Source organism: Sphingobium baderi, from assembly GCF_001456115.1.
Taxonomy (GTDB): domain Bacteria; phylum Pseudomonadota; class Alphaproteobacteria; order Sphingomonadales; family Sphingomonadaceae; genus Sphingobium; species Sphingobium baderi_A.
The window spans coordinates 2,412,538-2,436,926 of record NZ_CP013264.1 but is presented as its reverse complement, the minus strand read 5'-3'; the positions used below and the strand labels follow the sequence as shown (position 1 = coordinate 2,436,926).

The 24,389-nt window shown below is 65.1% G+C and carries 15 protein-coding genes; 11 read left to right on the top strand and 4 right to left on the bottom strand.

The window, feature by feature from the left end:
* Nucleotides 1–22 precede the first annotated feature (22 nt).
* The 5 genes from ATN00_RS11975 to ATN00_RS11960 are packed head-to-tail and all read left to right on the top strand — an operon-like array spanning nucleotide 23 to nucleotide 3,400.
* Complete coding sequence (locus tag ATN00_RS11975) at nucleotides 23–439, top strand: ExbD/TolR family protein (RefSeq protein WP_082635192.1); 417 nt, start codon at nucleotides 23–25, stop codon at nucleotides 437–439.
* A gap of 21 nt (nucleotides 440–460) precedes the next feature.
* Nucleotides 461–715: a hypothetical protein gene (locus ATN00_RS11970; RefSeq protein WP_062064866.1), complete on the top strand. Its 255-nt coding sequence runs from the start codon at nucleotides 461–463 to the stop codon at nucleotides 713–715.
* Nucleotides 712–852 (top strand): hypothetical protein, encoded by a 141-nt coding sequence (locus tag ATN00_RS23435; protein ID WP_156415274.1) that lies wholly within the window; start codon nucleotides 712–714, stop codon nucleotides 850–852. The genes ATN00_RS11970 and ATN00_RS23435 overlap by 4 nt, the downstream gene beginning before the upstream one ends.
* Nucleotides 852–1,541, top strand: coding sequence for a hypothetical protein (locus ATN00_RS11965; protein ID WP_062064865.1), 690 nt, complete (start codon nucleotides 852–854; stop codon nucleotides 1,539–1,541). Before ATN00_RS23435 ends, ATN00_RS11965 begins: the two co-directional genes overlap by 1 nt.
* Nucleotides 1,542–1,582: 41 nt before the next feature.
* Nucleotides 1,583–3,400 carry a putative porin gene (locus tag ATN00_RS11960; RefSeq protein ID WP_062068725.1) on the top strand — a complete coding sequence of 606 codons (1,818 nt, stop codon included), beginning with the start codon at nucleotides 1,583–1,585 and terminating at the stop codon, nucleotides 3,398–3,400.
* A 35-nt stretch (nucleotides 3,401–3,435) separates the two neighbouring features.
* Here ATN00_RS11960 and ATN00_RS11955 read toward each other — a convergent pair whose 3' ends face one another.
* Complete coding sequence (locus ATN00_RS11955) at nucleotides 3,436–4,068, bottom strand: hypothetical protein (RefSeq protein WP_062064863.1); 633 nt, start codon at nucleotides 4,066–4,068, stop codon at nucleotides 3,436–3,438.
* 166 nt (nucleotides 4,069–4,234) lie between these two features.
* Between ATN00_RS11955 and ATN00_RS11950 the strand changes: the two genes are divergently transcribed.
* The 6 genes from ATN00_RS11950 (at nucleotide 4,235) to ATN00_RS11925 (ending at nucleotide 20,784) form a co-directional block, all read left to right on the top strand.
* Nucleotides 4,235–17,821 (top strand): filamentous haemagglutinin family protein, encoded by a 13,587-nt coding sequence (locus ATN00_RS11950; protein WP_062064861.1) that lies wholly within the window; start codon nucleotides 4,235–4,237, stop codon nucleotides 17,819–17,821.
* A gap of 50 nt (nucleotides 17,822–17,871) precedes the next feature.
* Nucleotides 17,872–18,723, top strand: coding sequence for a SapC family protein (locus tag ATN00_RS11945; RefSeq protein ID WP_062064859.1), 852 nt, complete (start codon nucleotides 17,872–17,874; stop codon nucleotides 18,721–18,723).
* Nucleotides 18,723–19,337, top strand: a complete 615-nt coding sequence (locus ATN00_RS11940; protein ID WP_062064857.1) for an OmpH family outer membrane protein — start codon at nucleotides 18,723–18,725, stop codon at nucleotides 19,335–19,337. The genes ATN00_RS11945 and ATN00_RS11940 overlap by 1 nt, the downstream gene beginning before the upstream one ends.
* A gap of 24 nt (nucleotides 19,338–19,361) precedes the next feature.
* Complete coding sequence (locus ATN00_RS11935) at nucleotides 19,362–19,568, top strand: hypothetical protein (RefSeq protein WP_062064855.1); 207 nt, start codon at nucleotides 19,362–19,364, stop codon at nucleotides 19,566–19,568.
* Between the two features lie 222 nt (nucleotides 19,569–19,790).
* The gene (locus ATN00_RS11930; RefSeq protein WP_062064853.1) at nucleotides 19,791–20,276 is read left to right on the top strand and encodes a hypothetical protein; all 486 of its coding nucleotides are present in this window, start codon (nucleotides 19,791–19,793) and stop codon (nucleotides 20,274–20,276) included.
* Between the two features lie 232 nt (nucleotides 20,277–20,508).
* Nucleotides 20,509–20,784 (top strand): HU family DNA-binding protein, encoded by a 276-nt coding sequence (locus ATN00_RS11925; RefSeq protein ID WP_062064851.1) that lies wholly within the window; start codon nucleotides 20,509–20,511, stop codon nucleotides 20,782–20,784.
* 110 nt (nucleotides 20,785–20,894) lie between these two features.
* Here ATN00_RS11925 and ATN00_RS11920 read toward each other — a convergent pair whose 3' ends face one another.
* The 3 genes from ATN00_RS11920 to ATN00_RS11910 all read right to left on the bottom strand — a co-directional run bounded on the left by ATN00_RS11920 (nucleotide 20,895) and on the right by ATN00_RS11910 (nucleotide 24,199).
* On the bottom strand, nucleotides 20,895–22,262 hold the full coding sequence (locus ATN00_RS11920) for a tyrosine-type recombinase/integrase (RefSeq protein ID WP_062064849.1): 1,368 nt from the start codon (nucleotides 22,260–22,262) through the stop codon (nucleotides 20,895–20,897).
* Between the two features lie 554 nt (nucleotides 22,263–22,816).
* Nucleotides 22,817–23,143: a hypothetical protein gene (locus tag ATN00_RS11915; protein ID WP_062064847.1), complete on the bottom strand. Its 327-nt coding sequence runs from the start codon at nucleotides 23,141–23,143 to the stop codon at nucleotides 22,817–22,819.
* A 135-nt stretch (nucleotides 23,144–23,278) separates the two neighbouring features.
* Entirely contained in the window at nucleotides 23,279–24,199 is a 921-nt protein-coding gene (locus tag ATN00_RS11910; RefSeq protein WP_197413588.1) for an SMP-30/gluconolactonase/LRE family protein, read from the bottom strand.
* Nucleotides 24,200–24,389: the final 190 nt, after the last annotated feature.

The window sequence follows — 24,389 nt, the reverse complement described above, 5'->3', positions numbered from 1 at the left end:
GGACAGGAAGGAGGCTCACGCCATGGCCATGCAAGTCGGGGGCAGGAAGAAGCCCTATAACGAGATCAACATCACTCCGTTCGTCGACGTGGTGCTGGTGCTACTGATCATCTTCATCCTGATGACCACCGCCGCCGTGCAGGGGATCAAGGTGGACCTGCCGTCCGCCTCCTCGGCCCAGGCGCTCGAAGCGCAAAAGTCGCGGGTGATCGCGGTCAGCAATGACGGCACGGTGTCGATCGATGCCATCCCGGTGTCGATGAGCGAGCTGGAAAGCCAGCTGCGCACGTCGATCGCCAACACGCCCGACCTGGCGGTCATCCTGCGCGGCGACCGCGCCGTTCAGTATGATCGCATCATGCAGGTGCTCGACCTGTGCTCCAAGGTCGGCGTGCCGAGCCTCGGCATGGCGTCCACGCGACCGCCGAGTGGCGCGTGAGCCGGGAGGGACAGATGCATCATGCTCCCCATCCGCCGCCTTCTCGACCGCATGATCGACCGCAGACCGGTCGTGCGCAGTTCGCGGCACAGCTTCCGCAAGCCCTGGTGGCGGCGCAGCGGTCGGGCCTGGCGCCTGCTCGCTCTGATGCTGGCGCTGATCGGCACGATCCTGCTGGTGCTCCCTCCGGCAACGGCCATCGAGGAGATGCCTGCCGCCGCATCGGCTCCGGCGGCATCGCAGGCGCCCTCCGACAACAGCCCGGACTCGCCATGACGGCCGGCGTCGACCTTCGGCGCGAAGCGCTCCGGCATGGCGTCAGCGTCTCGGGCTGGGACGCGGACTGGACAGGCCTTCGCCTGTGGCTGGCGGGCTTCGACCAAGAGCGCGACGCGTCGCTGGGAGGTCTGTGATGGCTGCCGCTACCTTCATGGCGGGCGGTCCGGGCGGTCGCCGCAAGCGTTCCCCGGTCACTTTCGGCCGTGTGATCGCGGCCATTGGCGTCGCCATGGCGATCGCGGTGATCTATAACATGCTCAGTTGGCAATCGGTCAGCGACCGGCCCAACGAGATGAAGACGACGCAGGTCATCCTGCCGCCGCCTCCACCTCTGCCACCGCCCGAACCCAAGCCGGTCGAACAGCCGCCCGAACCGACGGTCGCCCCGCCGATCGAGCAGCCGCTCGATACTCCCCCACCGCCCGAAGCCGCGAGCAACGATCCGGTTCAGGGCGACAGCGCGCTGACCGCCCGCGAAGGTGCGGGGCCGTCCAACTACGGCCTCGCCGCAGGCGATGGCGGCGGCACCCGGATCGGCGGACGTCCCGGCGGCGGCGACGCGTTCCGGGCCTATGCGGCGGTCGCGCTGAACGGCATCCGTCAGGCGGCGCAGTCCGACCGGGAACTGTCACGCGGCCGCTATACGGTCCAGCTTGCCGTCAGCGTCGATAGCGATGGCCGCATCACCGATGTGCGCATCATCGATGGCGGTGACGAGAAGCGCAACGCGCGGCTGCGCGCGGTGCTGACCGGCCTTCAGCTTTCGCGACGTCCGCCCGCCGGTCTGCCGGTGATGCGCATCCAGCTCGATGCCCGCAGCTGAGCATGGGCGAAGCGACCTACATTCTTTCAAAAGGGATCAACATGACCAGTCTTACCACGCATAAACGGCGGCTTCGGGCCGCGCTCATGGCCTGCGCATTCGGCGGCGCGCTCGTCGCATCGCCGGCACTCGCTCAGGACAGCGCCGTCGATCCGCGCCTGCTCGTCGAGCAGCTTGTCGCCGAAGGCATCATTACCCAGGCCCAGGCCGACCGGATGATCGAGAAGGCGACCGTTCCGGTTCAGCAGGTCCAGGCTGCACAGGCAGTTCCGGCGCCCGCACCGCTGCCGCAGGCCGGCGTAGCCGCCGACGGCACCCAGACTGTCACCTATGTCTCGCCGGTCGTGCGCGAACAGATCAAGGAAGACCTGAAGCGCGAGCTGGGCCAGCAGGCACAAGCCGAGGGCTGGTCGCGCCCCGGCGAGACGCCGGAATGGACCCGCCGCATCCAGCTTTACGGCGATGTGCGCGTGCGCGGCGAGGCACTGCGCTATGACGACGCCAATCTGGATGCTTTCCCCAATTATGGCGCGATCAACGCGGGCAACCCATTCAACATCAATGACGCCTCGCCCGATTATGTCGGCCCGCCCTATATCAACAGCCTGGAGGACCGGCAGCGCTTCCAGCTGCGCGCGCGTCTGGGGCTGAAGGCGCAGATCACCGACTGGATCACTGCCGACCTGCGGATCGCCACCGGCAATGGCCGCTCGCCGATCTCCACCAACCAGACGCTCGGTGGCGACGGCACCAGCAACTATGGTCTGTGGCTCGACCGCGCCTCGATCCGGCTCGCGCCGGTCGAGGGGGTCGCGATCGACCTTGGCCGCTTCGCCAACCCCTTCTGGTCGAGCGACCTGATCTTCGACAATGACATGAACTTTGACGGCGTCGCCCTCTCGGCGGCAGGCGCGGTTTCGGACGGCGTGCGGTTGTTCGGCACGCTGGGCGCCTTCCCGGTGTTCAACACCGATCTCAATTTCGGGACGCAAAACGCGCCCACCTTAAGAGATCCCGACACGGGCGCAGAAACCGGCACCGGCCGCCCGTTCAAGAGCGAGGACAAATATCTGTTCGCCGCGCAGGCGGGCATCGAGTTCAAGCCGAGCGATCAGGTCACGCTGAGCCTCGCCGGCGGCTATTTCCACTTCGATAATATCGCGGGCAAGGTCTCCGAGCCCTGCTATTGGGACGAACTGGTCTGCTCGACCGACATCACCCGTCCCGCGTTCCAGCAGTTCGGCAACACCCTGTTCCCGATCCGAAACGTCATCCCCAATCCGAACAATATTCCGCAGTCGCCGAACAACCAGTATTTCGGGTTAGCGTCGAAATTCGAGATTCTGCATGTGCGGGGTCAGGTGGAATACAGGCCGACCAACGGCTTCGGCGTCCGCCTCGAAGGCGATTTCGTCAAGAATCTCGGCTGGGATCGTTCCACGCTGATGGCGCGCGCGGTCAATAATCTCGGGCCGCAGATCACCATTCCCGACCCGGACAACACCAACGGCACGTTGACCGTCGATGGTCCCTATGAAGGCGGCGATACCGGCTGGCAGGCGCGCCTGACGGTCGGGTCCCTGCTGAACCTCGCGGGCGCCGGCGCATGGCAGGCCAAGGCTGGCGACTGGAACGCCAATATCGCTTACCGCCGCCTTGAGAGCGACGCGGTGGTCGATGCCTTTGCCGACAGCGATTTCCACATCGGCGGCACCAACAATCGCGGCTGGCAGATCGGTGGCAATTACGCGATCGCCAAGGATACGGTCCTGGGCTTCCGCTGGCTGGCGGCCGAGGAAATCGCCGGCGTGCCGTTCAGCGTCGATCGCGGCTTCATCGACCTGATGACGCGGTTCTGAGGGGCGGCGCGATCCTGATGTCCACCGCAACGCTCCTAATGCTCGCGACCCGTCTGCGCCAGATCGCACAGGCAGACGGGAATCGACGCCCGGCTCCGACCGCTTCCCTCGGTGAGCGGAGCCGGGCCACGCGGAGCGCGCCTGGTCATAACCCAATCCGGCGCAGCAATGCCGGCAAGGCACCGCGGCCACAACTCCCCGGCACGCGGTATCGTCCACTGGCCTGTGCGGATACGCGTTTTCCCTTTCCGCGTATCCGCACCCTTATCACAGCCAGCCTTGCCTTCATTCTCGCCCCCTTGCTGCCCACGCAGAGCGCTGCCGCCCGGCAAGAAGGCGAGCGAAAGACTGACAATGCGCCAATGCTCATTCTGACTCCGGCTGTCGTCGAAGCCGATCGTCAGGCCGAGCCGAAGCCGGCCCGCCGGATCGGTGGAGCGCCCGGGGCGTCGCCCTGCGTGATCGTCGATATCGCCGGTCACAAGGCCGGTCATCTCGATTGCGCCACCGATCGCCTGCAAGCCGCCGCCGATACCGCGCAGAGCCAGGCCCGCGCCGGGATCGACGCGCCGGTCGTCGGCGCGGGATCGCCCGATATCCAGACCGGCGTCGCCCATCAGGGCGCGACGCGCCTGCGCATGGGTGATGCGCTCGGCCGTTCGGTCCATTCCGAACGTCCCCCATCGCGGCCGCCGAGAGGCAGCCGGCCATGATCCACGAGTTTTCCGGTCGGGGCGGCTGCGTCCCTGCCCGTTGCCAAGCCTTTCCGAACACCACCCATAATGCAGCCGCCCGCTTTGCGGAGGCGGCCATCAGCCTGCCGGAGATGACCCGATGACCACTAATTCTTCCTTCCGCCGCAAGCTCCTCATCGGCGCATCGCTCAGCGCCATGCTGATGACCGGCGTGGCCGAGGCCCGGTCGGGTCGCGTCTTCTCGGGTCGGGGCGGCGCCGATCCGGCCGCCGCCGCCGCGCGCGCCGCGCAGGCCGAGGCCGTGCGGGCCACGCAGACCAATTCCGCGAGCAAGCGAGCGATCGAAACCTTCCGCCGCGCCGCTGAAACCCGTCGCGCAGCGATGGATGCGCAGGTGCAGGCCCGCGCCGCCGCGATGGCGGCACAGAATATGATCGCCAATGGGCTGAAACCCGGCGGGTTGCAGATTGCCAATGGCGTGGACCTGGACCCCAGCCTGTGGGTCGGCGCGAACGGCCCGATCGAGAGCGCCGGTGAAGACGGGCGCACGAATGTGACGGTCGAGCAGACCGAGCAGAAAGCCATCCTCAACTGGGACAGCTTTAACGTCGGCCGCGAAACTGATCTGGCCTTCCAGCAGGGCGGCTCCGATTGGGTGGTCCTGAACCGCGTCCATGACGCCAGCGCCAGCCAGATCCACGGCAGCATCACCGCGCCGGGAACCGTGCTGATCCTCAACCAGAACGGTGTGCTGTTCGGCGGCACGTCCACGGTCAATGTCCGCAACCTTGTCGCCGCCGCCGCCCTGATGACCGACACGCAGTTCAACGAATATGGGATTTACTATTCGGGCACCACGGGCGCGAACGCCTCGCTGCGGTTCAATTCCAGCTTCACCGATGCGCTGGGCGCGATCAAGGTGGAGGCCGGCGCGCAGATCAACACCATCAAACCCGCCTCCGTCGTCGAGGGCGGCGGCTATGTGCTGCTGATGGGTGCGGAAACGGTCAATGAAGGCACGATCACCACGCCGCGCGGCCAGGCGCTGCTGGCCGCCGGCGGTGAGTTCGCCGTCCGCGCCGGGCAAGGCACCGACGCTAATCTGTGGGCGACCACGCGCGGCAACGAACTGAGCGTCAATGCCGATGGCGGCACGGTGACGAACCGGGGCATCATCGAAGCGGCCGAAGGCGATATCACGCTGGTCGGCAAGCATGTGGTGCAGAATGGCGTGGCCGTGGCCACCACCACCGTCGCTGCGCGCGGCAGCGTCCATCTGCTGACCGATCTTTCCGATAGCGAAGCGAGCGTCACGCTCACCGGAAACAGCCTGACGCTGGTCGTCCCCGATTACGACAGCGAGACGACCGCGACCGACGCCCAGCGCAATGCGATGACCAACGAGCAGGTCGGGGTCGATGTCGATGGCCGGGGCTGGAACAACAAGGCGATCGGCAACCTCGTCTATACCCTGCCCGATCGCAAGGATCTGTCGCGCATCGACATCCGTACTGGCGGGACGGTGACTTTCGAGGGCGATTCGCAGACCATCGCCACCGGAGGGCAGATGGCGATCACCGCGCTGAAGCGCGTCTTCGTGGAAGACGGCGCGCTGCTCGACGTATCCGGCTCGCAAGGCGTGGCGCTGTCGATGGAATCGAACAGCCTGCTGGTGAACATCCAGCCCTATGAGATGCGCGACAGCGCGCTCAACCGGGAAAATGAAAACCTCAAGAGCACCGACATCTGGGTCGATGTGCGCAGCCTGGTGCTGATGCCCGACGGCACCGGCGGCCATGATGGCGACCGCTATTATACCGGCAACGGCTTCCTCGAAGTCGGCGGCCATCTGGGCAATGTCGAACGCGGCATCGGCGAATGGACGGCGCAGGGCGGCAACATCACCATCTATTCCGACGAGATCGTCGCGCAGAAGGGCGCGATCTTCGATATTTCCGGCGGCAGCATCGATTATCAGGCGGGGCTGATCCGCTCCACCCGCGTGATGGGCGCGGACGGGAAGCTCTATGACATCGCCAATGCGCCCGCCGGCATGGAAATGGTCGCCTGGGGCGATGCCTTCGTCCGCAAGCATGAACGCTGGGGCGACGCCTATACGCAGGTCTGGTCCAACCCGCTGTTCAGCAGCCGGGGCATCTCCCGCTGGGAAGAAGGCTATACCGTGGGGCGGGACGCCGGCGTGCTGACGCTGCGCGCGCCGACCGTGGTGTTCGAGGGCGAGATCGTCGCCGATGTCATCGCCGGCGACCGGCAGACCGCCGAGCGGCCCGGCTATCCCAAGCCGGTGGAACAGAACATGCTGCCGGACCGGGTCGATGGTTACAAGGTGCCGCAAGATGTCGCGCCGCTGGCCGGGCAGCTTTATGTCGGGGTGGGTGGCTTCAAGGGCGTATTGAGCAGCCTGGACCAGAATGCGATTCCGTTCGAAAGCACCGTCGTTATCGGCGCGGGCAGCGATGTTGCCGGCTCGCTCGACAGCCACACGGCGCTGTCCGACGATCTGGTGAACCGGATCGAATTTTCCGCTGCCGATCTCAACCGTTTCGGCCTGGGCGACTTGCGGGTGCTGACCAGCGATTCGATCACCATCGCGGAATCCCTGACGTTGCAGGACGGCGGCCAGTTGCGCCTGCGCGGGCAGGATATCAATGTGCAGGGGAATGTGACGGCGCGCAGCGGGCTGATCGCGCTGTTCGGCACGCAGGATGGCAGCATCGGTTCCGAAAGCGCCAGCAGCGTCATCATCGGCGAGGGCGTGGCGCTGGACACCAGCGGTCTGTGGGTGAACCTGCCCGATGGCGGCAATGCGGCCGATGTCGCCCATATCGCGGGCGGCGACATCCATATCGCCAGCAATCAGGGCGATATCGTGCTGGGCGCGGGCAGCCTGCTGGATGCGTCGGCGGGCGGCGCGATCCTGATCGACGGCGAGATGCGGGGCGCCGATGGCGGCGACGTGACGCTGTCCGTCGCCAGCACGCCGGTCGGCAGCCACAACCGGGTGCAGATGGACGGCACGATCCGCTCCTATGGCAGCGAGGATGGCGTCGGGGGCACGCTGACGCTCGCCACCAACGATGCCGTGGTGATCGGCGGTTCCATGCTGGCCGAAAATGGCGTGCTGGGGGCGGGCGAACGCGCGCCCTTCGCGCTGGCTCTGACGGAAGATACGGTGCTGCCCGCCGGGCTGGAACTGCCCACCGATGTCACCGTCACCAAAATGCGGGTCGGCCCCGGCGAGATCACGACGGAAATCACGCGGGTTTCCATCTTTCACATGAATCCGGGCAGTTTCCTCATCCCCGAAGGCGGCTGGACGGTTCCGACCGGCGTGACGGTCTATGGCCATAATCAGCTATCATATCGGGCTGGCACCTTTATCGAGGCCAATACCGACGTCCGGCAGATATCGGGCACCATACCCATCGGCACGCCGCTTCCCGAACTGCTCTATCCCACCGGGCTTGCGCTGACCACGCCGGTCAGCACCACTTATGCGGCCGGCACGATATTGGCAGAGGATCTAACGGTTCCCGCGGGCACGGCGATCGAGCGCGGCAACGCGCTGGGCGTGGCGGCGAAGGTGCGCGAAACCGTGCTGACACAGGATTTCTTCCAGCAGGGCTTCAGCCAATATGATGTCCGCAGTTTCGGCGACATCGCCGTCGCGGATGGCGCGACGATCGAAGTGGCTGCCCCGGTTCGCCGCTTCACCGCCGACAGCGCCGATGTTGCATCGGGCGCCGCGCCCGGCGAGGCGCTGGAATTGTGGTTGCCGGAGATGTTCCGCGAGGACATGGCGAACGGCCGCTTCATCCAGCGCACGGGCGCGGGCATCAGCCTGACGGCCAGCAACCAGCGCACGGGCAGCAACCCGCCGCCGCCGGCGGGCGCGCTTTATGTCGGCAGGGATTCCACCCTGCGCGTCGATGACGGACAGTCCATCGCGCTCCATTCCTATACCTCCATGCTGGTTGAAGGGCGGCTGGAAGCGCATGGCGGCGCGCTGTCGCTGGAGGCGCTGGGCGCACCGCCGGCGGTGGGGGACAACCATGCCAGCTATGATCCCACCCAATCGCTGTGGATCGCCGATGGCGCCGTGCTCGACGTATCGGGCCGCGCGCAGACGGCCAGCGACCGTTTCGGCCGCCGCTATGCCGATGTTTCGGCGGGCGGCGCGGTGCAGCTGGCCGCCAATGGCCACGCCTTCCTCATCACCCGGCCGGGCGCGCTGATCGACATTTCGGGCGCGGCGGCACAGATCGACTATGCGGTCGCCGGGGTCCTGGGCGGGTCGGGGACGGCCGACGTTGCAACCAATGGCGGTTCGCTGGAACTGACGTCGGCGCGGGCAATCGTGCTGGATGCCGAATTGCGCGCCGCCGGCGGCGGCGAAGGGGCGATCGGCGGCCTGCTGTCGATCGACCAGCGGGCGCTGGGGCTGACATTCGGCCCCCAACTGCCCACCTATCCGTTGCCCGATTATCTGCGCGAATTGTCGAAGACGGTGCTGGACGTCAGCCATGTCGCCACCGACATGGGCGAGATAGATTTCGGCGATTGTATCGCCGCCTGCTGGACGCCGGGGCAGACGCTGGCGGAAGCAGACGCCGCCAATGAAGGCACACCTGACATATTGTTGCTGGCGCGGATCGGGGCGGACAAGATCGAGGATTCCGGCTTCGACAGCCTGACGCTGCGCGCCCAGGACGTGGTCCTGATCAACGGCGCGGTGGACCTGACGCTGGCCGGCACGTTGACGCTGGATGGCGCGATCGGCGCGGCGGATGGCGATCTGCGCGGCGCATTGCCGGGTGAAGACGACCTTAGCGGCGCGACCAATGCCGACAATGATTCCATCCTTCGCGCCGGCTATGTCCGTATGGACGGCAGCGGAGCGCGTCCCTCCAGCCTTCAGCTTCACCCGGTGCGGGAATCGGGCAAGTCCGCGCTGGAAGGCGACTGGCCGTCCATCGGCAAGGGCACGCTGACTATCGAGGGCAGTCTGATCGACGCCGGCCATGCGCGCTTTGGCGCCAATGGCGAGATTTTCCGCAACAACGCGCAGATGCTGCCGTTCGAATATGCGTCGTGGAAGGATGTGCATCTTTCCAGCAGCGGCGACATCCGCCTGACCGGCGGCCGGATCGGCACGTCGGGCGACCTGACGCTGACCGCCGCGCAAGTCTATCCGCTGACGGACGCGACCGCCGCGCTTTATGCCGGCCGGCTGGAATATGTGCGCCCCAACCAGACGGCGCCTTATCAATCCATCCTGCCGGGCAGCACGCTGACCATCAACGGCATCGAAGGCGTCACGCCTGCGGCACCGCTGTCGCTCTATGGCCAACTGACGCTGTCCGCCGACATCATCGAGCAGGGAGGCAACATCCGCGCGCCGCTGGGCAAGATCGTGCTGGGATCGGGCGCGCATAACCAGTTCAACGCACCGCTGCCGGTGCCGAATGAAAATGGCGACGGCTATACCTACAACGGCCCCTATGTCAGCACCAGCGAGGTCAATCTGCTGCCCGGCAGCGTCACGTCCGTCAGCGCCGCCGATCTGGTCATCCCCTATGGCGGTACGGTCGACGGGCTGACCTGGGTGCGCCGGGATGTGAACGATCTGCCCGCCGAAGATGGCGAAATGGACACGACGCTGGCCCATCAGGGCATTGCGATCATCGGATCGCTGCGGGCCGATGAAGGCTCCACGCTCGACCTGTCGGGCGGCGGCACGGTGGCGGGCGCGGGCTTCATTCCGGGGCGTGGCGGCTCGATCGACGTGCTGTCGAACCCGTTTTACAATATCAGCCCCGCCTATCGCGACCTGAGCAGCCCCGGCAACAAGGTCTATGCGCTGGTGCCGTCCTATGGCGCGTCCACCGCGCCGGTGGCGGAGGCCGGGCGCAACCAGCCGGGCGTGGGTCAGCAGATCGTGGTGCCCAACGGCGTCGCCGGGCTTCCCGCCGGCACCTATACGCTGCTGCCGGGCGAATATGCGCTGATGGAAGGCGCGTTCCGGGTGGAACTGGGCGCGGCGATCAAGCCCGGCGCGGCGGTTTCGCAATTGGCGGACGGGTCTTTCTTCGCCGCCGTGAACAGCGCCAACGCACTGACCGGAGAGCGGAACGGCCAGCCGCTTTCCGCCATATTGACGCCGGCCGAAGTGGTGAAAACCTATACGGAGTATAACCAGACCGACCTGGCCACCTATTTCGCGCAGGCGCCGCGTGGCGCGCTGTTCGACCATCCGATGCCGGCGCTGCCGCAGGACGGCAAGCAATTGCTGCTGGCGGTGACGCCGCAGAAGGAAGACAGCGACCGCCTGGTCCTCAGCTTCAACGGCACCGGCCTGTTCGGTGCGGGCGAAGGCGGGCGCGGCGGATCGCTGGCGGTGGTGAAGGGCGTGGCCAGCAATGCCTTCAACGGCGGGCTGGAGATCGTGGCGGATGGCGCGGTGGCGAGCGAAGGCTTCATCGCCCTCAACGCGTCCGACCTCAACGCCATCGGCGCGACGCTGGTGACCATCGGCGGCGAGATGGAGCCGCTGTCCGCGTTGCAGCCGCAGATCATGAACATCCGCGCGGGGGGCGGCTCGCTTCCCCTGTTCCTGGCCACGGGCACTTTGAGTTCCTACATCGTCGACAGTTCCGGCTTCACGACCGTCGCCCTGCGCGACGGCGCGGTGCTGGAAGCGCCGCAGGTGATGTTGATCGCCGGTGCGAACAATCATGTGGTGGTCGAGGACGGCGCGCGCATCAGCAGCATCGGCCAGGGCGAGCCGGCCTATGACGCCGCCTCCGGCTATGTCGCGCAGACCGGCGCGAATGTGCTGGCGGTGTCGAACGGGTTGCTGGACCTTTCCGTGACGGCGGTGACGGCAACCGCCGGCACCATCCGCGTGGAAGACGGCGCGCAACTGCACAGCGACGGCACGCTGGCCTTCGTTTCCAACGGCGCGGTGGAACTGAGCGGCGAGGCCGATTATGGCGGCCGCTATGTCAGCCTGTCCACCGGCAGCTTCAACATCGGTGAAAGCGACGCGCTGGCCGATGCGGAAGCCGATGGCATCATGCCCTTCGGCATCAGCCTGAACCAGAATGTGCTGACACGGCTGATGGAAGGCAGCAGCACCAGCGGCGTGCCGGCGGTGGAACGGCTGATCCTGACCGCCAGCCAGCAGATCAATTTCTATGGCTCGGTCGACCTCGACACCGGCAATGGATCGGGCGAGGAAGCGCTGCAACTGGTGCTGAACGCGCCGGCGCTCTATGGCCATGGCGGCGATGGCGATGCGGTGTCGATCAGCGCCGGGACCCTGGTGTGGAACGGCATCGTCACGCAGGCGGGCAACGGGGCCTCGGCCAACTATGGCTCCATTCAGCCCGGCGCGCCGATCCTGAACGGCCCCGGCCATGGCAGCGGCACGCTGAACCTGATCGCCGACACCATCCTGCTCGGCTATCAGGACGGGTCGGCCGTCTATCATGACGAGACTCTGGACCGGCTGGCGCTGGGCTTCTCCACCGTCAACCTGGTGGCGGCCGACCGGATCGTGACCGGCGAGAAGGGCAGCCTGTCCGTCTGGCAATCGCAGGCCGTGTATGGCGAGGCGGGGACGGGCGGCACGCTCAACCTCGTCGCGCCGGTCGTGACCGGCAAGGCGGGTTCGGTGTTCGATTACCGCACCGGCGGCGCGCTGACGCTGAGCGCGCCCGAAGGCGGCACGGCGGAAAGCGCCGAGGCGGCACTTGGCGGGGAAATCCGCCTGACCGGGGCCAGCATCGCCGCCGATACCCATGTGGCGCTGCCCAGCGGGCGGCTGGTGATGACGGCAACGCAGGGCGACATTGTGCTGGGCGACGGCGCGGTCATCGACATGGCCGGGCGTCCGACCGAGTTCTTCGACCAGACCCGCTATAGCTGGGGCGGCGACGTGGTGCTGGAAAGCGCGCATGGCGATGTTTCGCTGGCGCAAGGGGCCAGCATCGCCATCGGCGCGCAGCATAATCATGCGGGCACTCTCAAGGTGACGGCGGTGGAAGGCACGGTCACGCTGGACGGCGCGATCACCGGCCATGCGACGGGCGCGGACGACGAAGCCGACCCGGAACTGCGCAACGGCTCCATCGACATCCGCGCGGGGACCATCGCCGATTTCGCGGGCCTCAACACGGGGCTCACCGAAAGCGGCGTCACCGATAGCCGCAGCTTCATCGTCAAGACCGGCGATCTGGCGATCGGCGACGAGATCGTGGCGCGCAATGTCACCATCTCGGCCGATGGCGGTAGCCTGACGGTCAACGGCCGGATCGACGCCAGCGGCGCGAAGCCCGGCACCATCCGCCTGTCCGCGAGGGACGATCTGACGCTGGCCGGCAGCGCGGTGCTGGACGCCAGCGCCAGCGAACTGTGGGTGGACAGCTATGGCGCGCCGGTCGAGGCGCAGAATCGCGGCCTCGTCGAACTGACTTCGGCGGGCGGCACATTGGCGCTGCAACAGGGCGCGACGATCGACCTGTCCTCCGCCGACGATGTGGCGCGCGGGCGGATCGAGCTGAACGCGCAGCGCAGAGGCAGCAACGATGTCGCGATCGCCGCCGCGCAGGCGGTGAATATCAGCGGCGCGGACAGCATCGCGGTCAATGCTTTCCGCAGCTATGAACCGGCGGGCGGCGTCATCAATCAGGCGCTGATGGACGGTATCCATGCCGATAGCGACGCCTTCATCAACGCCGCCATCGGCAATGCCGCGCTGCTGGGCCGCATGGCGGGCCTGCGCGCTTATGCGGATGCTTTCCACCTGCGCCCCGGAGTGGAGCTGGTGAGCGCGGCAGGCGAAAGCCTCAGCGTCTCGGGCGATCTCAACCTTGCCGGGTATCGCTATGCCAGCCTGAACGTCGACACGCAGCGCACCGCCGTTTACGGTTCGGGCGAGGCGGGCGTGCTGCTGGTGCGCGCGGCCGACGATCTCAATATCTTCGGCTCCATCACCGATGGTTTCGCCGAGCCGGCGCGCACGCCGGACGATAATGGCTGGGTGCTCTATGCCGGGGGGCAGAACGCCACCAGCAACGCCTGGCCCGCCGATTATCATGTGCCCCGCGCGATGCGGCTGGGCGCCGGCGCGGTGCTGCCGCTGGGCGCGGTGCTGGGCTATGACATTGAGGTCAACGGCTTCAACGTCGTCGCCAACCGGGTGATCGGCGCGGAAAGCCGACTGAACACCGCGCTGACGCTGAACCGCGAATGGGTGCTGACGGCCCCCGTCACCCTGCCCGATGGCACTATTCACGCGCGCGGCGCGATCCTGCCGGCGGGCACGCTGCTGCCTGCCGATACGGTGCTGGGCACGGGCACGGTGCTGCCGCAGCAGGTGAGCCTGCAAGCGATGACATGGCCGGCGGGCGCGGAACTGCCCGCCATGCTCACCCTGTCAGGCCCGGCACAATTGCAGGCCGGCGACATCATCCCGCGCAACAGCAATGTGGCGCTGGACCGGATCTCCGGCCTGCTTGCGGCCCCGCTGACGCTTGACAGCGAACTGACGCTGGCCGGCGGGACATCGGGCGTGGTCAGCAGCTTCGCCAACCGCGGCACGCTCGATTTCGATATCGAGATACGCAGATCCTCGCGGTTGTGGCGCGATGTGGTGATCCCGTTCGAGTTCGTCAGCAGCATCTCGATGTCGAAGCCGTCATGGATGGCCGATGGCTGGGTGGCGACGGCCAATATCTGGAACGCCCAAGGTACGCTCCTCTATCGGCCGGGCGACCTGATTACGCTCAACATTCCGTCCGGCTCACGCTTTGGAGCGGGCACGGTGCTCCCGCGGCAGAACGCAGGCAGCCCCGGCACCATGAATATCGAATCCATGACGTTGCCCGCCGGAACGCCGCTCGATGTCTTCAGCGAGGCGATCAACCTCAATGCGCCGGTAACGGTAGCGGCCGGCACGGTGCTGCCCGCCGGAACCACTGTGCGGCAGATCGGCGGCGCGTCGATGCGGCCCACTTTGCCCGATGGCACGCAGGGACGCATCTGGGCCGTGGCCCCGATGTTGCCGCAAGGCTCCGAAAGCTGGTCGATGCGGCTGGTGGCGGGAGCGGATATCGCATCCGCCGATGGCCGCACGCTCAGCTCCGAAACCGCGCTGGCGGAACAGGGGCTGTCCGGCGATCTCCTGCTGTCGGACCGGCACTATGTGAACCCCAATGCGGAGACGGATTTCGGCATCAGCCCCACCTGGGCGCTCGCACTCAACCGGATGCAGAATTTCTCGGTGATCCGCACCGGCACCGGATCGCTCGATCTGCTGGCGGGCGGCGGTTATCAGCAATCCTCGCTCTACGGCATTTATACGGCGGGCACGCCCACGGCCGATATCGGCGGGCTGACGCCGGATGGCTATAATGAGTTCAACCAGCCGCGCGCCACGCTGAATGGCGGCGATCCCGCCAACCCATGGCTGGGCGATGCAGCGTTCGCCGGATATCGCACCGCGATGGAGGATTATCGCGCCTGGTATCCCGAACACGGCGGCGATCTGCTGCTGGCGGTGCAGGGCGATATCCGATCCTACACCACCACGCGCACTTCCGCCTATATGCGGGTGGGCAGCGCCGCCATGGGCAACTGGCTGTGGCGGCAGGGCGCTTATAGCCAGGCGGACATCATGGGCGGGGCGGATACGCCCACGGCCTGGTGGATCAACTTTGGCGGCTATGTGGCCAATAACCCCTATGCCAACAGCGCGACCGCCCCGAACAACCAGAATGGGCCGCTGCTGGAAGGCTTCATGGGCATCGGTACGCTGGGCGGCGGTAATCTTACCGTGACGGCGGGCGGCAATGCTGGCGTGATGGAGAATTGGGCGACCACTGCCACTGGCACCAACGACAATGGGCTCGGCGCGATCGCATCGAGCGGGCTGAACCTTTCGGTGGGCGGCACCGGGCGAGTGACGCAGGTGACGATGGTGGAAGGGCGCGTGACTGGCGGCACGCTGGTGCAGACCGGCGGCGGCGACATGATCGTGAAGATCGGCGGCGGGCTCAACCCCGGCTCGGGCACCAATCATGCCGGCGATCTCAACGGCACGTTCGTCAATCTGCGCGGCGATATCGACATCGCCGCCGGCTCCATCGGCGTCATCCAGCCCTATATCCTGACCACGACGATCGACCCGCGCGTTCCCGATCCGCTGCACCCGGCCAACGCCTACAGCCGGGGCGGCATCGGGCTGGCGCCGGGTGACGGCCATGTGAGCGTGAACACACGCGGCGACATGGTGATCGCGGGCGTCGTCGATCCGGGCCGCGTCGGCCAGTCGGCCAATGCCGGCGTTTCCTTCGGGCGGTTCGTGCCACCGACCACCCTCGTCCCGACCCTCGTCTGGTCGAACAATAACAGCGGGTGGGGCACGGCCGGCCAGCCTGTGGAGGAATGGGCGCTCGACCCCGGCTTCCCAGTCTGCGACCTGTATCCGGGCGCCTGTGTCATGGGCACCATCGAAACTTTCGATCCCGATGGCGATCCGACCTTCGGGCGCGTCGCCGGCGACATATTGCGCACCGGCTTCAGCCTGTGGCGGGAAGATACCTCGATCAGCCTGTTCTCGGCCGGTGGCGATCTGACGCCGCTGGTGTATGACAACACGGCCAATGTGAGCACCCGCAATATCAGCAAGATGGACGATGGCCGCTATTGGTTCCCCGGCACGCTCAGCGTGATCGCGGCCCATGGCGATCTGTTTGTCGATGTCGGCTCTTGCAGCGCGTCCAGTTCGTCCTGTTCCAGCGGTCCCACTGGCTCTGGCCTGCCGGTGCTGGAACTGGCGCCATCGCCCAATGGCAGCCTTGAATTCCTGATCGGCGGCTCGATCCGCGGGGCGGGCACGGAACAGAATATTCACGCATCCGGTCTCGCGGTCGGCATGTCGGGCATGGCGCTCAACCCCAATGATGTGCCCAATCCGTTCCGGCCCAATTGGGAAAGCCACTATGTCCGCACCTGGGGCGCGCCCGCCAATCACGGCCTGCCGACGCTCTTCAACGCTCCCGGCACCGCTGCCAACAGCCTGGTGGCGTTCCAGCGCGATACAGCGCTCGGTCGGCTCTATGACGGCCAGCGCGATCCGATGCGCTTCTATGCGGTGGATGGCGATATCTCCAACTTCAGCGTCGGCTTCATGGGCTGGCAGGATATGATGCCCCATTATATCGGGGCCGGACCGGCGGAAATCCGCGCCGGGCGCGATATCGTGAACTTCGGCTCCAACCCGCAACTGGGCTGCGGCTATGGCGGCCCGGCCAGTTGCCGGACCACGCCCAATTACTATCTGACCGGCGTGGGCATGATCCGGGGCCTTGTGGTCCACAACGATCCGCGCGACATCTCGATCATGTCCGCCGGGCGCGACATCATCTATTCCAGCATGAATGTCGCCGGGGCGGGCAATCTGGTGATCGAGGCGGGGCGCGACATCTATCAGGCCGATCGCGGCATGTTCAAAAGCGTCGGCCCGCTGTTCGACCTGTCGCCCGAAACCCGCAACGGCGGCGCGGCCATCACCGTGCTGACCGGCGTGGGCGCGGGCGGGCCGGACTATGCCCGCTTCCTCGACCTCTATCTGAACCCGGAAAATCTGGCGGACGCTGGTCGCGGACTTGGCGAACAGAATGTCGTCAATGACGAAGGCTTCGTCGAAGACGTGCAGAAGGTCGCCAAGAATTATGGCGAGGAACTGGCCGCATGGCTGGAGGCGCGCTTCGGCTATGAAGCGACGGATGCGGAGGATGCGCGCGCCTTCTTCGCCACTCGCACCGAACAGGAGCAGGCGATCTTCGCCCGGGAGGTCTATTTCGACGAGCTGAAGATCGGCGGGCGGGAATATAGCGGCAAGATCGAAAGCGGGCGCCTGAGCAGCTATCTGCGCAGCCGTCTGGCCATCGCCGCCTTGTTCCCGGAGACGGACGCGGACGGCAACGCCATATCCTATGGCGGCAACCTGACGATGTTCGGCGCATCGGGCACGCGCACCGAATTCGGCGGCGATGTCGAGATATTGGTGGCCGGCGGCCAGACGACGCTGGGCGTGGGCGGCATCGCGCCGCCTTCCACGGCGGGCGTGCTCTCCATGGGATCGGGCAATATCGACATCTATTCGCTGGGCTCGATCCTGCTGGGGAAAAGCCGCGTGTTCACGACATTCGGCGGCGATCTGCTGATGTGGTCGGCGCAGGGCGACATCAACGCCGGGCGCGGGGCCAAGAGCACGGTGGTCTATCAGCCGCCGCGCCGGGTCTATGACACGTTCGGCAACGTCACCCTGTCGCCACCGACGCAGAACACCGGGGCGGGCATCGCCACGCTGGCGCCGATCCCGGAAATCCCGCCAGGCGATATCGACCTGATCGCGCCGCTGGGCGTGATCGACGCGGGCGAAGCGGGCATCCGCGTGTCGGGCGACATCAATCTGGCGGCCTTGCAGATCCTAAACGCCGCCAACATCAAGGTTGAGGGCGAAGCGACCGGCATCCCGGTAGTGGTCGCGGTCAATACAGGCGCCCTCACCTCGGCTAGCTCGGCTGCGAGCGCCGTCGCCAATCAGGCAGCGGACCTCGCGGAACGGGCGCGCCCGCAGATGCGCACCGAGATTCCGACGATCCTCAACGTCCGTTTCCTCGGCTTCGGCGAGTAATCCCCTGCGGGGCGGCGCTGCCGCCCCGCCATTTTCCTCCTGGAGATCATATGACTGACCAATCCGCCACCACAGCGGCGACAAGCACCGCGCCGCGGCTCCCGCTGTTCTACAAGGCGCTCGCACCCCTGCATATCGAGCGTCACGCAGACTGGCGGCTGGCGCAGGGCGATGCGTCCTTTGCGGCTGAAGCGCCCTATGTGCCAATCGTTGTGGGCGAGCTGGCGCAGGCCGCGCGCGATTACCCGATCGTGTTCGCTGCCGGTGATGCGCAGCCGATCGCCATTCTGGGTCTGGAACGGCGCAATCTTTTCATCGAGGATGGCCGCTGGATCGCGGACGCCTATGTCCCGGCCTACGTGCGGCGCTATCCCTTCGGCTTTCTCGCCACAATGGAGGCCGGCAAGGACGGACCCAACGGCTTTGCGCTGGCGATCGACACCGGGTCAGACCGCGTCCTGCAAACGGGCAGTGATGGCGCCGCGCTTTTCGAGAATGGCGCGCCTTCGGCGCTGACCAAGCAGGCGCTGGACTTCTGCAACGCCTTCCAGGCCGAGGCGCGCGACACGATGGCGTTCGCCAACGCGCTGCGTGAACAGAACCTGCTGGTCGACCGCCGTGCCGACGCGACATTGCCTGATGGCCGCAAGCTGGGGCTCGAAGGCTTTCAGGTCATTGACCCGGCCAAATACTCCCAGCTCCCCGACGAGGTGGTGCTCGAGTGGCACAACAACGGCTACCTCCCCTGGATCAATTTCCACATGGCCTCGCTCGATCGCTTCACCGCGCTGCTCAATCGCCAGGCGCTCGCCGTGGCTGTCGCGCCGGAGTCACAAGCACCTGCTTCTGCTGATCCCGCCGCCGTGCCCGCATCCACCAAGTCCAAGAAAGTCGCTTCCTGATGTCCCGTAAACTTATCCTCTCCGCCATTCTTCTTGCTTCCGCTTCGGCCGCGTCGGCGCAGACCGTGGGCGGCGCCCAGCCCGCACAGGCGCCCGCCGCGCAGCCGCTCGGCGGCCCCGTGATCCCCGGCGTCTGCCTGCTCTCGCGCGAGGCGATCTTCGCCAATGCTGCGGTCGGCAAGGCGGCGTCGGCCCGGCTTGCCGAACTGACCCGCGCCGCACAGACCGGCATCGACCAGCAGCGCACGCCGCTCGAAACCGAAGCCAAGGCGCTCGAAGGGCAGCCGGACAACGCGCAAATGCGGCAGCGCCGTCAGGCTCTGGCGACCCGTTGGCAGACGCTCCAGCAGCAGGCCGCTCATTCCAGCCGCGAGATCGAGGCGACCCGCGCCAAGGCATTGGAACGCATCGCCAATGAAGCACAGCCAGTGATCGCCCAGGTCTATGGCAGCAAGAAATGCGGCCTGCTGTTCGATCGCGGCGCGGCGCTTGGCGGCAATTTCGCCAATGATCTGACCGCCGATGTCGTGCGCGCGCTCGATGGCCGCATCCAGACGATCACCTTCGAACGCGAGCGACTGCCGCAGCAGCCCGTCACGCCGACGGTCCAGTAAGCCGCGACGGGAAAGGAAAACATCATGCTGTCGGCCATCGGCCTGGTCGTTGTCGGATTCGTGCTGGGCGTTCTTCTCGCGGGCGCCGGGGCCTGTTTGGTGATTGGCGTCATCCATCGCGAGGCGGTGCGGATCGTCGACAGCCATATGTTCGCAATGGCGGCGCCCATGGTTCTTCATTCGGCGGCCGGAAAAGCAACCCCGTCGGGATCGTCCCATGCCAACCAGTAAATTGATCCGCTACGAGCAGCCCCTTTCCAGCGCGAGCGGGTTGTCAGGCTGGTGGCGGGACATACAGACGAGCCATCGCGCATGTCGTGCCGAACAAGAACGCCGTAGCCTGCGCAAGCGGGAGCAGCCAATCACGCCAGTACAGCTATGGTTCTACGGGCTGCTAACCTGTGGCGTTGCCCTTCTCTATGGGTATCTCATTTTGGGAGGCACGGCGTGACCATGCACAATCCTTCGATCCTTGCGCGTATCGGCCGCTGGACGGCGGCGCTTGTCGGTGTCGGGCTTGCTGCCAGCGCACCTGTTGCCGCGCAGCCTGTCTCTCCTGAACAGGCGCCCGCAGCATGGATCGCCTATGCCGAAACGGCTACGAGGAGCATCACTGAGCTGCTTCAGGCTGATAGCGAAATTGCCAGCCGGCTGCGGACCTACCTCGATGCGACGCGACCCGCGCCCTATCAGCCCACCGCGCTGCTGGTTGTTAAGATCTGGGTCGATGGCGAGGGAATGGTGTCGCGGATCGACTATCCACCTTTCGCACACGAGCAGGCCAATGCGGATATGCAGGCGCTCATCGTCGGCCAGAAGCTCGCCTCTATACCGCCGCGCGATATGCTGCTGCCGATGCGCATCGCGGTCCAGCTCGATGCGCCGACACCAGCTTCTGCTCCCACCGATGGCCAGAGTGCGTCGCTCAACCGGACATGACCCTCGCTCTTTTCCTTATCGGCCTTTTGCGATCATGCTGTCCTGTTGGCTTGATCGCTACCGCTGGCGTCATTCCCCTCGGTTCGACGAGGCCGTTGCCCGAGCGCTGGACGAGATCCAGCGCGATTATGGCGACGAGGCGCTGAAGCGGGCCCGCTTCAAGGCGCGCCGACCTCTCTCCCGCGGGCCGCTACCGAAGAGATTTTCATCACCAATGAAAGTATGAGTGCGAATGACTGGAAATGACATTGTAGAAGCCCTTTCCGCCTCGCAGGGTATTTCGAAAGCTGATGCCAAGAAATATTTCGATGCCATCCTTGGGCTGATCGGCGATGCGGCCGCCAATGGAGAGGAAGTTTCCTTCAACGGGTTCGGGAAGTTCCGCGTAAAGCAGTCAGCTGCGCGTGAGGGCCGCAACCCCGCTACCGGTGAAACGATAACGATCCGTGCGTCCAGGCGTGTGACCTTCACCGCCGCGAAGGCGCTCAAGGACAAGGTCAACGACTGACACTCGCTCAAAAGTGTGCGTCTACCGGCCATAATCCAGATTGTCTTCCGCCAGTCTGAATTGAAAATCAGCCCTGAACTTCGGTCATACCTCAGTTCCAGTTGGCTCAGCTAGGCTGCCTTCGGCAGCCCTGTTGCATCATTAGCGCCACGCTCGATGTCAACCTCGCCCAGCCCGAGGAATCGCGACAGGGCGGCTTGGCGTGAAAAGCGATCCAATGCGTACGACGTGTGCTTCAGCGCCATGCCGTCCATCAGGCCATGAATGTAGCCGGAGATGGTATCTGCGGCCATGATGAGCGCCGTGTCCAGCGTATGGATATATTTGCTCGTCACGCTGTTGCGCGAGTGGCCTACGATCGCGGAAATAGTCGCTTCGGTGAAACCGAGGTCATTGCCGATGCTGGCAAAGCTGTGACGCAGGACGTGAGGAGTCATCCATTCCAGGTCGGTTCCCTTGAAAATGGCCCGCCATTGCCGCGGGAATCCGCCAAATGCCTGATCGCGCCTTCTGATTCCGGGGAAGACAAATGTCTGCCCCTCAGCGTAATGTAGATTTTCAAGCCGTTCGATCACGCGCAATCCAATTGGCCGCACCGATGCGCCTTCCTTACTATCGATCAATCGCAGGCAGCTTTCATCTCCGTCGAACTCGCTCCATTCCAGCCCAATAATCTCGCTGCGACGCGCGCCCGTCAGTGCGATGTTGTGAGCGATCTCTACCGTCATCGCATAGTTGGGGTTTCGGCCCGCTTCGTTCAGTATCTCGCCGAAAAGGCGATACTCGGCTTCGGTCAGGCGCCGAGTGCGGACCTGGTCCTTCGGCTTCTTCACGCCCGCTGCCGGATTGACATCGATAATGCCCGCGTCCTTGGCATAGGTCAGGATGCCGCCGAGCAGGCCGACCGTGCGGTTCGCTGTTCCGGCACCGCCCTTGACGATGGAACGACCTCTTAAGTTCTTGGTCTTGATGTTGCGGCGGGTTTTGCCCGCCATCACGTCTTTCAGAACCTTGGTGACGTCGGCCTTTGTCAAATCCTTCACCCGGCGCGTGCCGATCAGTGGCACGATATGCCGAAGAATGCGTCCCTTATCGGACACGATTGTTCCGGGCCGCTTGGGCCGACCGCCTTTGCCCAGGATCAACCCTTCCTCCAGATCCTTGAGGTAGAGATCGCACAGTTCCTTGACCGTGATCGACTTGTGGTCGAGCTGCCGCGCCTCAGCCGGGTTCTCGCCCTGCGCGATCCGACCAAGAAGAACCTTGGCTTCCTTTCTCGCCATTTCGGGCGTCCAGACGCCGTGCAATCCGATCGTGAACCGTCGCGTTCGACCAAGCGCACGATATTGAACGAGATAGCTGCGTTTGCCGGACGCGAAGACCCTCAACCCGAAGCCGGGAAGATCGTCGTCCCATACGAAATAGTCCCTTTCACGGACCTCAGCAGCATCCACATTGCGCTTGTTGATCTTGGCCATTGCGAAATACCTCCGGCATCTGGCCTGCTTCCGCGGAAGCACCACGGAAGCAGGTGGGAGCAAAGTCCCGGTTAGAACAGCGTACCAGCGGCGCATTCTATTTGATAAAAAACCTAATTAATATAGCGTATTAGCGTAGATTTTCGTAGTTTGGCATAGAACATCAAACCGTGGCGTGGCCCATGTTCTAATTCTCCGAAGGCAGAGGCCAGAGGTTCGAATCCTCTTGGGTGCGCCAATCTCGAACAAAAGAGAGAACTGCGGGCGTGGTGTTGGCCACGCCCCCTGCAGCAGTCCGGGCCAGCACGGCTTTCGAGCCGCTGTGCGGATTTTCCGGTCGTTCACGCGCACCTCGCTGAGCAGCAGCCGGGCATATGCTCAGCTTCCTGCTGGCGTCCTAGACGATCCGGGGAACAAGGCGGATCGGATGCGACGGTGAAGAAGGAGATCGAGGCGCACAACGCGAAAGGGGATGCGTTGTGCGCCTCATGGTGATTATCAGGATTCTACGATGGAGTATTTGGCGAACGCCTCGGCCAACTTGAGGCGGTTAGCTATTTCACGCACCACGTCCCAAATCTCGTTCGGGCCCCCATAGTGCCCTGCTTCCGATCATCTGGCGGATTTCCTGAGATGCTATCGGCCAGGATATGGCATTCTTCGCTGTAATCGGACGCACACCAGCTATCGGCCACCTTCGCCGCCGCCTCCAGCGCCTCGTCACGGTCGCGCTGCGCTATCTCGGCTTCGAACTTGGCGAAGTCTTGGACGATAGGCGCACCATCGCAACTGCCGCGCGGGATATTAGCGGCCTGATGGTGACGACCATTGATCTTTGCCCAACGTGCAGCGGCCTGTCGCGCTTCATTGCTCACGTTCATGGCTGGCGCTCTTCAGTCAGGGCAGCAAAGCCCGCTGTGATCGACAGGCAGAGAGACACGTCGATGAAAAAGCGCCACAGAACCCACCGCGCTTTTGGCATCCCTCCCTTCCGGCACCAGCGCCGATCTCCACTTTCATTCTTCGGGCCTTGGCGGCACATCCGCAGCGCACGCATCCGTCACAAGGATCGACTGGCCGCGCATCGTACCCAACCAAAGCGCACCCTTGACTGCAATGCCGGTGGTGGCTGTGTTAAAGCCGTCAGCGGCCTTGAGCTTGTGCGCGCACGTCAGTCGCATCCTGCCGGGGTCAAGACGCGCGATACCGGAATTGAGACCGCATGTTGTCGCCGCTGAAAAGTAACAGTCTGTGGCGGCTTTGGCTGCGGAATCCTGTCCCGCGACAATGATCGTTCCGTTATCGGCCCAATGGAGATTGTCCGGGAGGAAATCGACCGCAACCGATCGCACCGGCCCTGAGCGACCGCGCATGAATTCCACCACTTGCTTGTCCGGCCATGCGGCGGCGTAAATGCGGTTCCCATCCTTCGAGACTATAATGCCGTTCCAACCGGGCTGCTGACTGCCGGGCAGAGCCTGCCAGCCTGTTTCGGCCGACCATTTCAGCAGATCTCCCGTTTCGCCCTCCTGCGCCTTGAACGCCTGGCCCATATTGGTGACGAAAATCGTGCCATCGCCAGCGGCCGCCACACTGTTGGCAAAGCCACCCTTTGGAAGGGGAATGCAGTCCTTCCATCGGACGGAGAGCGTGGAACCTTGCGCCTTCACTCTGAAACGCTCGATGGATTCCCGCCCACCATGATTGACGACATAGAGCGCCCACTCCTTCCCTTCAGCCCGAAGCGCCAGACCGTGCGGCGCGAGCGACTCGGGCTGAAAGCCGCCGGGGCAAAGCGGCGTCCCTTCGGCGGCGGTCAATGCTATCCTGGTGGGCTTGCTGGTTTCGACATCAACGAGATAGAGCGCGCCCTGCGACTGCGTGCCGCCGACCATCGAGCTGGCGATGACCCAGGAGTGATCGGGGGCGACAACCATGTCCTCGATATTTGGAAGCCCCCCTATCGCTCTATCCGCGGCATGGGTGGGATAAGCACCGCAAGCCGCTGCGAAAATGATCGCCGCTGACACATATCGCCCAGATCGCATGATCCCGATCCCCTCCAGACCTGATTATGAGTATCAGACAAGACGGTAGCGCGTCCGTCAATCCAGACCGGCTGCATTT